We start from the raw sequence: 15,711 nt of genomic DNA, 5'->3' as shown, positions 1-15,711 counted from the left end.
GGATCTGGTGTTTTTTAGTTCTTCTCGCTATTGCTTAATGCAGTCAATTATTTTTTCAACAATAACTTCAGCTAATTTGATTTTACTTTCGGCCGTCCAACCTGCAATATGCGGACTTAAAAGCACATTGTCCATTTTTAATAGTGCCGAAAATTCTTCTGGCACTTCAGCATTAAAAAGTGTTTCGAAAGACAGTTTTTCATATTCTAGGACGTCCAAGCCAGCGCCTAAAATTTTGCCTTTTATTAGAGCTGAAACTAAATCTCCAGTAACCACACTTTTACCTCGGGCAGTATTTATAAACCAAAAAGGTTTTTTAAAACTATTGATAAAATTAGTGTCAACCATTTTATCTGTGAGTGGGGTCCAAGGGGTGTGCAGACTTAGAACGTCTGCCATTTCTTGTAGCGTTTTAAGCGAAACTTGTGTTGCGTTTTTGTTACCCACATTTTCTTCAATGTCGTAGCAGAAAACGGTGCAGTTAAACCCCTTTAGTTTTTTAGCAAAAGATTTGCCCATATTGCCATAGCCAATAATTCCCACAGTTTTACCGTCTAATTCAATCCCTCGATTTTCTTCTCGGTTCCATTGTCCAGATTTTATTTCTTTATCTGCTTTGGTAAGATTATTAAATAAGGATAAAAGCATTCCTAATGCGTGTTCACCAACGGCATTCTTGTTGCCTTGTGGTGCGGCGATGCAATGAATGTTTCTCTTTTTTGCATATTCAAGGTCAATACTTTCGAGCCCTGCGCCTACTCGAGCAATAAATTTTAAATTGATAGCGGACTCTAAAAATGTACGGTCAATCTTAAAACGGCTTCTAATTACGATGCCTTGATAATTTGCTATTACTTGTTCTATTTCGCTTTTAGATGATGTGTAATTTTCAGTATTTTCAAATCCTGCTGCCGCTAGTTGTTCTATGAGTAGCGGATGATTTTGATCAAGGTGTAGAATTTTCATTTTTTAAAAGTAGAAAAATGAAATCGTAAAATGAAATAATTACAGGTAATTATGTTAAGGTATTCGTTGATTTAAATCTTATGATACGCTGTTTGCCGTTTTTCGTGTTGAATGTTTCTAGTTTGTTTTGTATTTGTTTTCTCAAAAGGTGGCAGGTGGACTTCTTCATCTCCTTGACTTTTTGGACAATGTTCCACTCCTTTTGGCACGATAATTACTTCCCCTTGAATTTTTGCTAATAGTACTTTCATTTCATTAACGCTGGCGATCTGGTGTGGATGCCATTGGGAAGAAAACTTGTTAAGCTTTCCCTTGATGTTGATGGGTTTTATAAGAAATGTTTAATTACAAGAATAAGGTGTAAATTTCCTCAGGAATCTTAGTAGGGCGTAAAGTACTTGCATTAACAAAACACCATTGAGTTTCTGCTTCGACTAGAACTTTGCCATCCTTGGGGCGGATTATTTCATAGTGACGTTCACTGCGAACCCCTTCGGCTTTGGTAACCCATGTCGTTACTTTGAGAACATCGTTTTTGAAGGCAGCCGCCTTGTAGGTGATGTTATGGTTTAAAACGTACCAAACGTACGGATCCCTCATTTCTGGGGTTGTTGTTTTTTTCCAATGGTCTTCTGCTGTTTCTATGCACCATTGAAGGTATAAGAGATTGTTGACGTGGTTTCGCTCATCTATGTGGGAAGCGTTTACCTCAATAGTATTTGTAAATGAGTTTTTTGGTTTCATCTTTAAGAATAAAATTATAAAGCGTTTTTTCGAAAATTATTTCCAGATATTATTGGTTTGAGTCTCTATTTTAGATGTTTAATTTTTTCGCTTTTGGGAATAAATACGAGCGCATCAAAATGTTTGAACCAATTGGTTTTGTCTTTCTTTAAATTAAACATTCTTTCAAATTTTTTGTTTTCGAATTCGGGATGCTCACGTATTTTTCCTGTTGAATCTGTAAAATAATTTTTTTCAATTGACGATAATAAATATAATAAGTTTTCTTCATTTTCAGATGATTTTTTAATCCATTTATCTTTTCTATAAGGCATATAAATAGATGAGATCGTTATATTATATCAAATATGTGGGTTTAAATTTATGAATTGACTACCCATTGTTTGTCCATCCATAAAGGCGTATTTATATTGGCTGTCCAAACAATAATTTTTTTATCAGAAAGCTTTTTGACTAAAAAACTCAAATTTTTAGCCATTTGAGTATCTCGAATAGGAATGCCTTTACCTTTGCTTTTGTGGGTTTTATAAATTAAAACCGCACTTTTGAAGCTCTCTATTATTTGAAGCCAAAGCATATTTTGTAAAACAATATTATTCTCTAAAAAGGAATTCAAATTTGATATGACTAATTCAATCTCTGAGTTTTTTAATTTCTTGTTTGAGGAAGGGCCATTTTTTATAACCTAACTTACTAATGCGTCAAAATTTTGGTCGTATTCAATCGAATTGTTGTCAAGAAACTCAATTATTTTTTTTGAAAAATTAGTATATGAGCAATAGGGACGGGTTTGATTGTCAAATCCCCAAATAGCAACATTATTTCTTTCTAAAAAATCAAATAGTTCTTTGTATTGTTCAGCACGCTAACAATGAGGAAAGATGTTTTTTTATCGTACTCAAAATAAAGCGCAAAAAAATCACTTTCAAAAGCAATTTCAGTATATCCCAGTTCAGAAACTAAATACTTTACAAATTCAGTTTTCGCTAAAAAATCTGAACCAATATGATGTTTAGCTTCTTATAAAAAGACAATTCTTTTATTTATGATTTGCTTTATTTCTTCCGTTAATAGATTGGTGGTTGGATTTAATTCATAAAAATTCTCATTAATCTGAGTAGATGCCATTAGAAATGTGAAAAACACAATTAAAACAAATAGCATCTGTTTCACGAATTTTATTTTTGTTGTCACATTTATATAATTGCCATTAAATCCCTAAAATAAGTTTAGCAATCCACAAATAGATTAAAATTCCGAAGATATCATTACTTGTCGTAATAAAGGGGCCAGTAGCAATCGCTGGGTCGATCCCCCTTTTGTGCAAAAACAAAGGTATAAAAGTGCCTATAATACCTGCGACAATAATAACAACAAATAGCGACACTGAAATAGACAAGCCGTAATCTATGGTTCCTTTCCAGCCCCAAATAAAGAAGAATAGAACAATAGAGAGCGCAGCACCATTGAGCATTGCAAGCAACATTTCTTTGATGAGTCTTTTTCCAATACTACCTTTTACATCATCATTGGCCAAACCTTGCACAATAATTGCGCTAGATTGGACACCCACATTACCTGCCATTGCTGCAATTAGCGGTGTGAATAATAACAAAATGGCGTGGTTGTTTAAAACGTCTTCAAATCCACCCATAATTGCGGCGGCTCCAACGCCACCAAGGAGTCCTAAAAATAGCCAAGGCAAACGCGCTCTTGTGAGTGTTAAAATACTATCTTCCGTATCTACATCTTGAGAGATACCTGCGGCAAGTTGGTAATCTTTTTCTGCTTCTTCTTTAATATAATCTACAACATCATCAATTGTAATGCGACCTACAAGAACACCACTTTCATTAACTACAGGGATTGCGTCTAGATCGTACTTTTGCATAATACGGGCAACTTCATCATTGTCTGTGTGCACGGTTACATAATCTACTTTTGGAATAAAAACTTCACTAATTTTTGTCTTTTCGCCTGCGGTTAGCAAGTCTTTCAAAGAAAGTCTTCCTGTTAATTTTCCTTCTTTATCGGTTACATAAATGGAGTGTACTCGCGTAACATTTTCAGCTTGACGGCGCATTTCTCTAACACAACCAGCGACTGTCCATGTTTCTTTAACTTGGACTAACTCTTTTGCCATTAGGGCTCCCGCGGTGTCTTCGTCATAGTTAAGAAGTTCAACAATATCTGCAGCGTGCTCTTCGTCTTTTATTTTATCTATTACCTTCTGTTGAATGTCATCATCGAGCTCTGCAATAATATCTGCGGCATCATCTGTGTCTAATTCTTCTAATTCTTGAGCAATTTCAGCAGGAGTCAGGTTTTCTAGGATGCGTTCCCTGAGGTCTTCATCTAGTTCCATTAGTACTTCAGAAGTTATCTCACTCTCAAGGAGTTTTATAAGGTAGGTAGCTTCGTCGCTATTTAATTCTTCTAGTAGCTCCGCGACATCCGCAAAATGATATTCTTTTAAAAGTTCCCGAAGAGCATTCCCATCTTTGTTGGCGATGAGTTGCTCAATTGTATTAATAAAATCAGTCGTTATTTGAAATTGCATCTGCTTCCAGTATTTTTGTGAGTGCGATAAACTGTGCCACGTTAAGCTGTTCTGGGCGTTTTCCAAAGATAGGATCTTCTTTTATGTTATCTGAAAGCTCAAAGGATTTTAAACTATTTCGCAATGTTTTTCTTCGTTGCTGAAATGCTGTTTTTACCACTTTCCGAAGCATTTTCTCTGAGCAATCTAGTTTTAGATTGGCTTTTCTGGTCAACCTTAGTACTCCACTATCTACTTTGGGAGGGGGGTCAAAAACAGTGGGAGGCACTGTAAATAAGTATTCAGCGTCATAAAATGCCTGTGTTAGGACTGAGAGTATTCCATAGGTTTTATTGCCTTCGCTGGCGCAAATTCTTTGAGCAACTTCCTTTTGAAACATTCCAGTAAATTCTGGGACTTGCTCCTTGATTTCGAGCATTTTAAAAACGATCTGTGTAGAAATATTATATGGAAAATTACCCGTGATGGCAAATTGTTCTGTGCCAAAGTAATCTTGTAAATCTTCTTTTAAAAAATCTGCTTCTAAGATTTGAAGGTTTTCTACATTATAGGTTTTGATTAAATATGCAACGGAATCTCTATCAAGCTCCATTGCTACAATATTGCTGCTTTCTTCAATTAAATATTTGGTGAGCATTCCTGTGCCGGGGCCAATTTCTAAAACATTTTTGTAGCCATTATGAGTGAGTGTTTGAGCAATATCTTTTGCAATACTTTCATCTCTTAAAAAATGTTGTCCTAAATGCTTTTTTGCTCTAACGTTGTTTCCCATCTTAATTATTCTCAAGTATTGATAATTACGCCAATATAGTATTATTGGGAATTTTATCCGCTAAATTTTCTAATAATAAAATCAGTAAATAGGTTAAATAATAGCAAAAACATGCTTTTGACGATTATTTTAAATGACATAATAAAAATACTCAGGAAAAATCTTCAAATAAAAAACCACCTATGTATTTACTGCATCATTGTGCTGCCTTTTTAAGGTCAGGGTGGAGGCTTTTTTACTGTTCACAAATTATTTCAAGTTCAGTTCTAAATGTCACAAATTTCCCTTCAAAAGGATTGCTTTGGGCGCGGAGACTTTCTGCATCTTCTTGGTAGTATTTTTCTAAAGTAGCTTTACTATCAGTATGGTATTGAACAGAGTAGGTGGTGCCTCCCATTTCTTCTTCAATTTGCACTTTTGTCATTAAGGCTTTTGTGAATTTACGTGTATCTAACATAGCTGGTATGTGTTGTGTTTTCATCCATTCCAACCATTTGTCGTGAACACTGTTTTCTATATTGATAGTGACGTTGTAGATGTACATTTTTTTGTGCTTAAGTTAAAATTTTAGAGTGCTATGTACACACCTAATAAATGCGGGTCAGGCGTTCTCAATCTATAGGAAGGAGAGAAGCTTTGTTTTTATAATACAATATGCGATATGTTTTCATCAATGCTGTGAACTACTAATACCAACTTCCTTGGCAAAAAGTTTCTGTTAGGGTTCCGGATTTTTATCTTCATTCAATCTCATCACCACGTAACATCCTAAAGCGCTTTCTAGCTTCGATAAAATAAATGCTATCGGCAAAATTAAAAATTATTTGCTCGTAGTATTCTTTTGCTTTTTGTTCGTTTTCTAGTTGATTTTCATAGAGTTTCGCGAGGTGATAATAGGCGTCATCTCCTAGAATATCTTCTTTGTAAAGTTCAATGAGCTTAAGATAGTTTTCTTCAGCTTTTGTGTATTGGTTTGTTTTTTCAAAAAGCTTACCTTGTTTTAAAAGTGCTTCATCTTCAATTTTTTCGCCTTTGTGGTTTATCAGAATTTCATCTAAGGCTTGTATGGCGGCTGTATTTTTATTTTGCAAGGCCAAAAAGTCTGCTTTTGCAAATTTTTTAAGAGCAGTTTGCAAAGAATCTTCTAATGTATTATCGTGTATCATTAACGAAAGTTCTAAGGCATCATTAGCGATGAGTTGCGAAGCAGATTTTCTAAGTACATCCACCTGTGCTTTTGCCCATTCAAAATCTCCTTTAAAATAACTCGTTTGAGCTACCTTAAAACGTGCTTCTTGAGCGAGCACATCACTTTTTACTTTTTTCTGAATCTGTGAATAATAAATAAGTGCACGGTTAAATTTTTCGTCAAGAACGAGAATGTCTGCGAGCTCCATTTTTACTCGAGATTCTTGATAAGAGTTAAGGTTTTTATTGGTTAGTGTTTTTAGGTTATTTGTTGCTTTTTCAATTTCGTTTGCTTTAAAAGCCAAGAAGTGATTGTAGTCTATTTGCAATAAATAAGTTTCATTGCCGCGCCCGTAAGTATTCAATAACTTTTCAAATTGATCCCCAACTTCGGCATATTCCTTGGGTTCAACAGTCTCTAATCTGATTTTCATTAAAAATTGATAACCGTATAATTTACCGTCAGAAGTAGGAGATTTTTCAATAATAAATTTCACGATTTCTTCGGCGTCTTCATAGGCTTTTTCACTTATTGTAATAACGGCTAATTCTGTAATGCCACTTAGGTCCTCTTCGGTACGCTTGTAAATTGCTTTTTCTTGTGCAAATGCTTTTTTGTAGTCTTTTTGCTGAATAAATAGCCAGCTTAATAATTCGTTATATAATAAATTGGGTTCTTGCTGTAGTTTTTTTAAGAGTGTTCTTCTAAGTATTACATTCGCTTCATTGTCTGGATCTTCAATAACATACAGACTAAAGTTGTTTTGTGCGATGCTTGTGTAATTGGGTCGTGTTTCAATTAAATCTATGTATTTGCTAAACATCTGCTCTAGCTTTCCTTGTTCACCATAAATGCGAGCTAATTGCAGGTTTGCATTAAGCTGTGGATTGAGCTCCATCCCTTTTTCGTAGGCAACTATCGCTTCATCTAATAAACTATATTCTTCAAATCTCTTTGCTATTACGGTGGCGTAGTTGGGTTTGTTGTCAATTGCTGCTAATGCCTTTTTATAAAATTTAGTAGCTGTTGAATCTACATTTTGTAGGGAGTAATTGTACCCTATATCTACAAAATATTGTGGTTGTATTCTGGTGCTATTTATTTTTTCTTCAAGAAGCTTTTGAGCAGCGGGAAAGTCTTCTAACTGCTGATGCGATTCAACAAGGGCGATTAAAAAAGTTCCTTTGTGAGGAGATTCTTTATAGAGCTTTTCATATATCGAAATTGCTTTTTCATATTCGCCTCGATCAAAGTAATTCTTTGCAAGAATTTCGCTTTGCGCAGTGCTTGAAAAACCAATAAACAGAAAAATAATAAAAACTATAAATCGCATAAGGTAAAGATAGCTATTTTTAAAAATTGAAACGGCGATTACCGATAAATAACCACAGGACAAAAATTAGGACGAAAGTTTAGGATTTATTATAAATTTAAAACAAGATAATACTATGGGTCGGGAAGAAAAGAAAACAAAAACTTCGAAAAAGTGGAGTCATTACACCTTCGCTTTTTATAATGTAGAAAACCTCTTTGATCTTGTTGATGACCCTGATAAAGCCGATGATGATTTTACAGCTAAAGGTTTCAAAAAATGGTCTTCAAAACGATTGCAAAAGAAGATAAGTAATCTTGGGGCTATTATACAACAAATCGGGCTTAATGAAGTTGGTTTTTCTCCGGTTTTAGTAGGTCTTGCTGAAGTGGAAAGTGCTTCTGTATTAAAGCAATTAATTTCTTCTGAATTTTTAAAGGATAAAGAGTATGATTTTGTTCATTTTGAATCTTCCGATGAACGAGGTATAGATACAGCGCTGTTATATCGAAAAAAACATTTCAAGATTTTAGAAAAGAAAGCGTATCCAATGTTCTTTCTTAATGAGAAAGGAGACAAAGATTATACAAGAGACATATTATATGTAAAAGGATTGCTGGAAAACAAAGAAGTATATGTTTTAATAAATCACTGGCCGTCAAGAAGAGCAGGTTTATTAGAAACGGAGCCAAAAAGAGAGGCTGTTTCTTTAAAAAATCAACAAATTGTTGTGAAAATTAGACAACAAGATCCTGCAGCAAGAATTATAGTGATGGGAGATTTTAATGATGACCCTCAAAATAAAAGTGTACAATCTTTAGCTACTAATGATTTTTACAACCCAATGGAATTGCTTCTAACTAAAGATAAGGGCAGCCTTAAATACAAAGGCAAATGGAATCTTTTTGATCAAATTTTAATTTCACAGAATTTTCTGCAGCAGTATGGAAACTCATTTAGGTTTGAGAATGTTTCTATTTTTAATGACCGAGTGATTCAAGTATTTGATAGGCCATATGAGGGGCGCCCTTTTAGGACTTATGCTGGTCCTAAATATTTGGGCGGCACAAGCGATCATTTTCCTGTGTATGCAGTTTTTAAAATAGAAAAATAGGAGTTGACAATGATAATACGGCCTTGTGATGAATAGCCTAAAACGCCTATTCTATCGAGTTTGTAGGGATTGATATACGCTTTTGCCGTTCATTGTTTGGTAGCAAGAAGTGAACAAAAAAAACTCACATTGTATTATAGGTAATTGTTAACATAACGTTAATCGGTAAATTACGGTAATACGTCTAAATTTCATAGGTTGCTGTCTCACTTAAGTTATTTTGTCTATTTTTAGAGTCCAAAATAATCAAAAAATTCTCTTGATGAAGATACAATTACCTCTCGAACATGCTAAAAAATTTCTTTCTCTAGTAAAAACTAGAAGGACCGTTATGACTTTGTGCATAGCTTTAATGTCAATTAGTGTAGGATATAGTCAGACAAATACAGCTATAATTTGCGCTAATGGCCCTGTAAACACCACCTACTGTTATACCAATAACGATCTAACCTCTTTTACATTTGTAGGAGATACAGCCTTCCCATTGCGTCTTTCATTTAACGCGGGAATGGTTGAAAATCCCTTTGACGATGTAATTATTTTAGACACTGATGGGGTAACTAATATAAATCCAACACCTAATGGTAATTTAGGTGATTTTACTGGACTGGTGTTTGAGTCCACAGGAAATGAGATCACCTTTATGATTGATAGTGATGCCTCTGTTAACTGTGCCGATAATGGTTTTACCCCTTTTGATTTTGATGTAGTATGTTTAACCTGTATCGAATCAGTTGTTACTTTTGTTGGAGATGAGATGTGTGATCCGGGGCAAATGTATAGTGTAACAGCAGACATTACAGATTTAGGCAGCGCCACTACTATTACAGTAACAGACAATCAAGGGAGTGCTCCACAGTCTGTTATGGCTCCTGGGCAATTAGTATTTGGCCCTTATAATCCTGCACTTGCGGTTATTTTTTCAGTAGATACAGGAGACGCTAACTGCAATTTTGATAGCGAAGAATTTGTGTGTGTAGTACAAGGTAATTGTGATTTTGTCGATGCTGGCAGTGATATATTATTAGAATGTGAGACACAATGTGTGGATATAGTCGCAGCGTTTATAGCAGTCCCAAATAGAGAAACAACAGGATATACAATACAAGGACCTTTATGCGATATTCCTCCTCTTACCGGAGGAGACCCAACATCTATTGACGTAGATGATGAATGGAGTGACCCCATTGGATTACCATTTGAATTCTCATTTTATGGTGTTACCTATAATAGTATTGTAGTTTCCGGTAATGGTGTGGCTTCGTTCGATACATCCTTAAATGGTTTCCATACTTGGGTTATGGATCCTACAGATATGATTCCTATGAACACTCCCGGTCTTGTAGCAAATAGTATTTTTGGGGCTTATCATGATATAAACCCAGCTTCGGTTCCAGCTAACATTAATTTTTTTGTAATTGGAACCGCTCCGTTTAGGACTTTTGTTCTAAATTTTAATGAAATTCCTCAATTTGATTGCACAGACCTTCTAACAACACAACAAATTTTATTATACGAATCATTAAATGTGATTGACGTAAACATTGTAAACAAAGATATTTGTACTACTTGGAATGACGGTTTGGCTGTAATTGCTTTACAAGGAAATAATCTTACTGAATTTAGTGTGCCTGAAGATAGAAATGTTGGAGCTTGGACCGCGATGGACGAAAGTTGGAGATTTGTGCCTAATGGGGCGCCTATTAATGCAAGTACCTTTGAATGGAGAGATGCGGCGGGAACAGTACTAGGTAATGATGCTGTACTTAATGTTTGCCCAGAAGCAACCACTACTTATACTGCGGCCTTAGTAGTAGAATTACCGGATGGATCATTTCAAGAAATAACAGATGACGTTATCGTTACCAGAGAAGAAGGTTGTGTGCTCTTTGATTGCACAGATTTAGTACTTGTTGAAGATTTTGAAACTGGTACGGGTCGTGTTACGCATCCTTTTACACCACTTGACTTTAATGGTACTACGCAAATGGAGGCTAATGAGTATACAGTTAGCAACACATCTGCGGGTCTTAATACCGGTTGGTTCGATGATTTACAAGACAATACAAATGATGATACGGATGGAAGAATGATATTTTTCAATCCTTCTGAAGATGCCAACGAAATAGAGTTATACAGAAGAACTGTTGTAGTAACGGCTAATACCGATCATATTTTTGACTTTTTTATGACCACCGTGTATGACACAAATACAAATATTTGCCCAAGTGGCGGTGCCCCTTCAAATTTAGATTTTAGAATTGAAGATGCTGGAGGAACAACTATTGTAACTGGTAATACCGGAGATGTTGCTAATGGCACAGCACCCAATTGGACTCGGTACAATCTAGAGTTTAATTCAGGGGTTGCTACAGAAATTCAAATTGTTATTGAGAACACTGTTTTTGCAGCTTGTGGTAATGATTTAGCAATTGATGACATAAGACTTTTTGCAGAAGGGTTGCCACCTGTCTTAGTGGCTCCTATGGATTTGTCATTATGTGACGAAACAGGAAACGAGGAAGCAACATTTGATTTAACTTCTACTGCTGTCGAAATATTAAACGGACAAAACGCAGCAGACTTTAATTTTTCATATCATATCTCTCAAGCTGATGCAGACTTGGCAAACGCGCCAATTGCAACTCCTACGGCGTATGTAAATGTTTCAAACCCTGAAACGATATTTGTAAGAGTAGCGCGTGCTTTACAAGCTACATGTTTTAGTACGACAAGTTTTGATTTATTAATTGGGCAACCAATCGTTATAACAACCGATCTACCCACTGAAATAGAATTTTGCCCAGATATTAATTTTGAAGATTTAGATGCGACTCCAACTAATGCTGGTATAGATTTAAGTACAGTAACATATGAGTGGACAGACCCAGTTGGTGCTGTTGTATCAACAAATGCGGTTTACATGCCTGTTACTTCAGGAATACACACCGTAGTTGTAAGTGTTCCGCCTTGTAGCGAAATGACATTTACAGTTGATGTAATTATACTTGATGTTCCTGTCCTAGATCTTGGCTTAGATGCTACCATATGTGATGGCGAAGATTTTACTATAAATCCAATTATAACTGGTGATGCAACAGGAGCAACTTTCTTGTGGTCAACTGGCGAAATTACTCAAAGCATAACAGTGGATCAAAGTGGGACATATACTTTGGAACTCACAACAATAAACGGTTGTATAATAACAGATGAAATTGTTGTTTTAATTTTGGATCCCGTTGTGGTATCATTGGGTGATGATTTTGACGTTTGTCCAGATTTTCAAAATACAATAACAGCCACTTCAAACGAAACAAACCTCACCTATGAATGGTTTTTGAATGGTGATTTATTGGCTAGTGAGACAGGAAGTTCAATTAATTTTAGTCTACCAGAGAATACTTCTGCAGAGTATAGTGTCGTAGTAACAAATGCCAACGGTTGTATGGGAACAGATAGTATTGTGATTGGAATTAATGATCCACTAACAGTAACCTTGACAAATGATCCTGAGACATGTCCTGAGTTTAATAATACAATTAGTGCGACTACTAGCGAAACGGGCGTTACTTATGAATGGTTTGCGGACGGAGTCTCAGTGCAAGGAGAAACAAATAACACTCTTGTTATAAGTTTGCCTGAAAATGCTACAACAACTCAATATAGTGTTGTGATAACAAACGCAGAAGGATGCACAGGCACCGCCTCGACAAATATTTCATTATATACTGACAATGCAAATTGTGTTGTTTCACAAGGTATTTCACCTAATGGGGATGGGATGAATGATGAATTAGATCTTTCATTCTTAGCTAATAGAACAGGGATAGATAAACTTCAAATATACAACAGGCTTGGAAGGCTAGTATATGAGTTTGATAACTATTCAAACCAATGGTTTGGCCAAACAGATGATGGTGAAGAGCTTCCTACGGGAACCTATTTTTATGTATTGACACTAAGAAATGTTGATTCTGGCTTTGAAACACAAACACCTACAGGCTGGATTTACATTAATAGAGATCAAAATTAAGTAAACTTCTAGTGTGGGATGAAAATCTCTATGCGACTGTATTTCAAATAGAAAAATAAATATTTTTAAGGTCATTTGTAACGATGACAAAATAAAATTCAAATCGAATGAAAAAACAAATATCAATAGTATTAGTACTTCTGAGCTTCACGCTCTTTATAGATTCTGCAAGCGCACAGCAGGATCCACAATACACTCAGTATATGTACAATATGAATGTAGTTAATCCTGCCTATGCTGGTTCTAAAGAAAGTATATCTTTTACTGCATTATATCGTCAGCAATGGTCAACTCTAGAAGGCGCACCAGAAACTTTCACGTTTTCTGGTCATGGCGCTCTAAACGATAGAGTTGGGTTAGGGCTTTCCGCAATTCGTGATCAATTGGGGCCTGTAAAAGAAACTAATATTTATGCAGATTTTTCGTACACAATACCATTGGGTGAAACTACAAGGCTAGCATTTGGGCTAAAAGCGGGGATAACCCTTCACGATGTGGGCTTGGTAGATTTAACATTACAAGACCAATCAGATCCATTTTTCTCTCAAAACATTAGTAATACATATCCTAATATAGGTGCGGGAGCATTTCTTTATGGGGATAATTATTACGTCGGATTTTCGGTTCCCAATCTATTAAACTCCGTACACCTTGACGAAAACGGACTTAAATACGGTAACGAAACCAATCACTATTTTGGAACTGCTGGATATGTATTTCAAGTAACAGATAACGTTAAATTGAAACCTTCTGTTTTAGTTAAATCTGCCTTCGATGCACCGGTGTCTTTTGACGCAAACATAAATGCATTGTTTTTTGAAAAGTTTGAGTTGGGAGTTTCCTATAGACTAGATGATTCCTTTAGTGGTCTTGTAGGATTTCAAGTTCTTCCAGAAGTACGAGTTGGATATGCATATGACGCTGTAAATTCAGATATAAATGTAGTTGCAGATTCGTCACACGAAATCATTCTTACATTCGATTTATTTAGCAGGCCACGTACATTAAAATCACCAAGATACTTCTAATTAACAACATTTAATTTCATTCAAAATGAATAAAATATATACAATATTTTTACTAATTGCAGTAAGTACTTCACTCGTTACTGCTCAGAATAGCAAAACAAAAAAGGCTGATAAGTTGTATGACCAGTTAGCGTATACCGATGCGGCTGCAGCATATCAAAAATTACTTAAAAGAGGAAATGGTGACCTATACGTTTTCGAAAGACTCGCGAATAGTTACTTTTTCATAAATGACACTAAAAAAGCTGCGACATATTATAAGCGTGTTGTAAAGAGCAAAAAGGCGAATTCTGAATCGGTTTATAATTATGCACAATCACTCAAGGCTAATGGTAAGTTTAGTGAGTATAATACGTGGATGAAAAAGTTTGCCGAAATGAAACCAGACGACACTCGTGCAAAGGATTTTATGAAAAACCCCAATTATGTCCCTCAAATGATGGATAAGATGGCACGCTATTCTGCCGAGAACATGGAAGAACTTAATAGTGAGTATGCAGATTTTGGTGGTATTATGTTTGGTAAAGATTTTTATTTTGCTTCTGGCCGTAACGAGAAACGTAAAAAATACCAATGGAACGAAGAACCGTTTTTAGATATCTATAAAGCCACAGATGTTGGCGGAACAATTAAGAACGCTGTATTATTAGAAGGAGATGTAAATACTAAATACCACGAGAGTAATGCGGTTGTTTCTGCAGATGGTAAAAGATTGTATTTTGATCGCAACGATTATTTTGAAGGCGACTATGATAAAAGTGAAGAAGGGGTAAACCAAATAAACCTTTACTATGCTGAAATGATTGCAGGAAAGGGATGGTCTGGAGTGGTATCCGCAGATTTTAATAATAATGAATACTCAGTAGGACATCCAGCACTAAGCCCTGACGGCAAGACTTTATATTTTGTGAGCGATATGCCTGGCGGAAAAGGTATGTCTGACATTTATAAAGCTTCAATTATGGCGGACGGTACGTTGGGAGCTCCTCAGCGATTGGGAGATAACATTAATACTGAAGGTAAAGAGCTTTTTCCATTTGTGGATAGCAATGGAACGATTTACTTTTCAAGTGACGGTCACCTAGGTATTGGTGGTTTGGATGTGTTTTATGCAGAGGCTTCTGGAAGTGATTTTGGCGGTGTAAATAATATGGGAGCAGGAGTAAATTCTGCTTCTGACGATTTTGCATACAAATATGATGTGGCTTCAGAGAGAGGTTATGTTTCTTCTAATCGAACAGGTGGCAAAGGAAGTGATGATATGTATATTGTCAAACCAGTAGATATTCCTTGTGAAGTAACCATTAATGTACAAGTGGTAAGTAAGCTAACGAATACCCCTATTGCAGGAGCGAGAGTGGATTTATATGATGCAATGCAAAATAGATTAAGTTCTAAAACAAGTGATGCTAAGGGTAATGTAGCGTTTAAAGCTGAATGTGATAAAGAGCATGAAGTGCAAGCCGTTTTAGCCAACTTTGAGAGCAGTGCTACCGCTGTTGCTTCTGCTAATGATGAAAAGGTAAATGCTATAATCAATCTAAGCCCTATTGAAGAAATTATTGTTGATGATAAGGTTGTTTTAAATTCAATATTATTTGATTTAGATAAATCTAATATCAAACCTCAAGCTGCTTTTGAACTTGACAAGGTAGTGAGTATTATGAATAAATATCCAAAAATGGAAATAGCAATAGCAAGTCATACAGATTTCCGAGGAAAAGATAGTTACAATGTAAATCTTTCTGAGAGACGTGCTCAATCTACCTTGCAATACATTATCTCTAAGGATATCGCGGCAAATAGATTAAGTGCTAAAGGATATGGTGAAACACAACCAGTAGTAGCTTGTGGAGTGAATTGCACAGAGGAACAAAACCAAAAGAATAGAAGGTCTGAGTTTACAATCACTAAAAGGTAGTGTTAAGAATATAGCTTAACCAACCATTAAGCTTAAACCCTCATATTAGTAGCATTACTATTTATGAGGGTT

Annotated in this window: 13 protein-coding genes; 4 read left to right on the top strand and 9 right to left on the bottom strand. The window is 35.5% G+C overall.

Annotated elements, in window-relative coordinates; all coding sequences use genetic code 11:
• Positions 1 to 27: 27 nt before the first annotated feature.
• The 9 genes from ABXT67_RS04360 to ABXT67_RS04320 all read right to left on the bottom strand — a co-directional run bounded on the left by ABXT67_RS04360 (position 28) and on the right by ABXT67_RS04320 (position 7,564).
• Positions 28 to 966: a 2-hydroxyacid dehydrogenase gene (locus ABXT67_RS04360; protein ID WP_415376066.1), complete on the bottom strand. Its 939-nt coding sequence runs from the start codon at positions 964 to 966 to the stop codon at positions 28 to 30.
• 71 nt (positions 967 to 1,037) lie between these two features.
• Positions 1,038 to 1,217 (bottom strand): hypothetical protein, encoded by a 180-nt coding sequence (locus ABXT67_RS04355; RefSeq protein ID WP_415376065.1) that lies wholly within the window; start codon positions 1,215 to 1,217, stop codon positions 1,038 to 1,040.
• Positions 1,218 to 1,311: 94 nt separating this feature from the next.
• Positions 1,312 to 1,710: an acyl-CoA thioesterase gene (locus tag ABXT67_RS04350; RefSeq protein WP_415376064.1), complete on the bottom strand. Its 399-nt coding sequence runs from the start codon at positions 1,708 to 1,710 to the stop codon at positions 1,312 to 1,314.
• Between the two features lie 65 nt (positions 1,711 to 1,775).
• Positions 1,776 to 2,024 carry a hypothetical protein gene (locus ABXT67_RS04345; RefSeq protein ID WP_415376063.1) on the bottom strand — a complete coding sequence of 83 codons (249 nt, stop codon included), beginning with the start codon at positions 2,022 to 2,024 and terminating at the stop codon, positions 1,776 to 1,778.
• Positions 2,025 to 2,071: 47 nt separating this feature from the next.
• Positions 2,072 to 2,326, bottom strand: coding sequence for a hypothetical protein (locus ABXT67_RS04340; protein ID WP_415376062.1), 255 nt, complete (start codon positions 2,324 to 2,326; stop codon positions 2,072 to 2,074).
• Between the two features lie 594 nt (positions 2,327 to 2,920).
• Positions 2,921 to 4,270, bottom strand: coding sequence for a magnesium transporter (gene mgtE, locus ABXT67_RS04335; protein ID WP_415376061.1), 1,350 nt, complete (start codon positions 4,268 to 4,270; stop codon positions 2,921 to 2,923).
• The gene (rsmA, locus tag ABXT67_RS04330) at positions 4,248 to 5,042 is read right to left on the bottom strand and encodes a 16S rRNA (adenine(1518)-N(6)/adenine(1519)-N(6))-dimethyltransferase RsmA (RefSeq protein WP_415376060.1); all 795 of its coding nucleotides are present in this window, start codon (positions 5,040 to 5,042) and stop codon (positions 4,248 to 4,250) included. Before rsmA ends, mgtE begins: the two co-directional genes overlap by 23 nt.
• Positions 5,043 to 5,277: 235 nt before the next feature.
• A complete protein-coding gene (locus ABXT67_RS04325) occupies positions 5,278 to 5,586 on the bottom strand; it encodes a DUF4286 family protein (RefSeq protein ID WP_415376058.1) in 309 nt (102 codons plus the stop codon).
• A gap of 196 nt (positions 5,587 to 5,782) precedes the next feature.
• Entirely contained in the window at positions 5,783 to 7,564 is a 1,782-nt protein-coding gene (locus tag ABXT67_RS04320) for a tetratricopeptide repeat protein (RefSeq protein WP_415376057.1), read from the bottom strand.
• A 115-nt stretch (positions 7,565 to 7,679) separates the two neighbouring features.
• On the opposite strand from ABXT67_RS04320, the gene ABXT67_RS04315 reads away from it, so the two are divergent.
• From ABXT67_RS04315 to ABXT67_RS04300, 4 genes are all read left to right on the top strand, one after another.
• Positions 7,680 to 8,657, top strand: a complete 978-nt coding sequence (locus ABXT67_RS04315; RefSeq protein ID WP_415376056.1) for an endonuclease — start codon at positions 7,680 to 7,682, stop codon at positions 8,655 to 8,657.
• 331 nt (positions 8,658 to 8,988) lie between these two features.
• A complete protein-coding gene (locus tag ABXT67_RS04310; RefSeq protein WP_415376055.1) occupies positions 8,989 to 12,690 on the top strand; it encodes a gliding motility-associated C-terminal domain-containing protein in 3,702 nt (1,233 codons plus the stop codon).
• Between the two features lie 107 nt (positions 12,691 to 12,797).
• Positions 12,798 to 13,718 (top strand): type IX secretion system membrane protein PorP/SprF, encoded by a 921-nt coding sequence (locus ABXT67_RS04305; protein ID WP_415376054.1) that lies wholly within the window; start codon positions 12,798 to 12,800, stop codon positions 13,716 to 13,718.
• A 25-nt stretch (positions 13,719 to 13,743) separates the two neighbouring features.
• Positions 13,744 to 15,639, top strand: coding sequence for an OmpA family protein (locus ABXT67_RS04300; RefSeq protein WP_415376053.1), 1,896 nt, complete (start codon positions 13,744 to 13,746; stop codon positions 15,637 to 15,639).
• Positions 15,640 to 15,711 lie beyond the last annotated feature (72 nt).

The organism is Patiriisocius sp. Uisw_017 (genome assembly GCF_047731265.1).
Classification (GTDB): Bacteria; Bacteroidota; Bacteroidia; order Flavobacteriales; family Flavobacteriaceae; genus Patiriisocius.
Note: the sequence above shows the minus strand (reverse complement) of the source record. Positions and strands in the feature narration are given on the sequence as shown.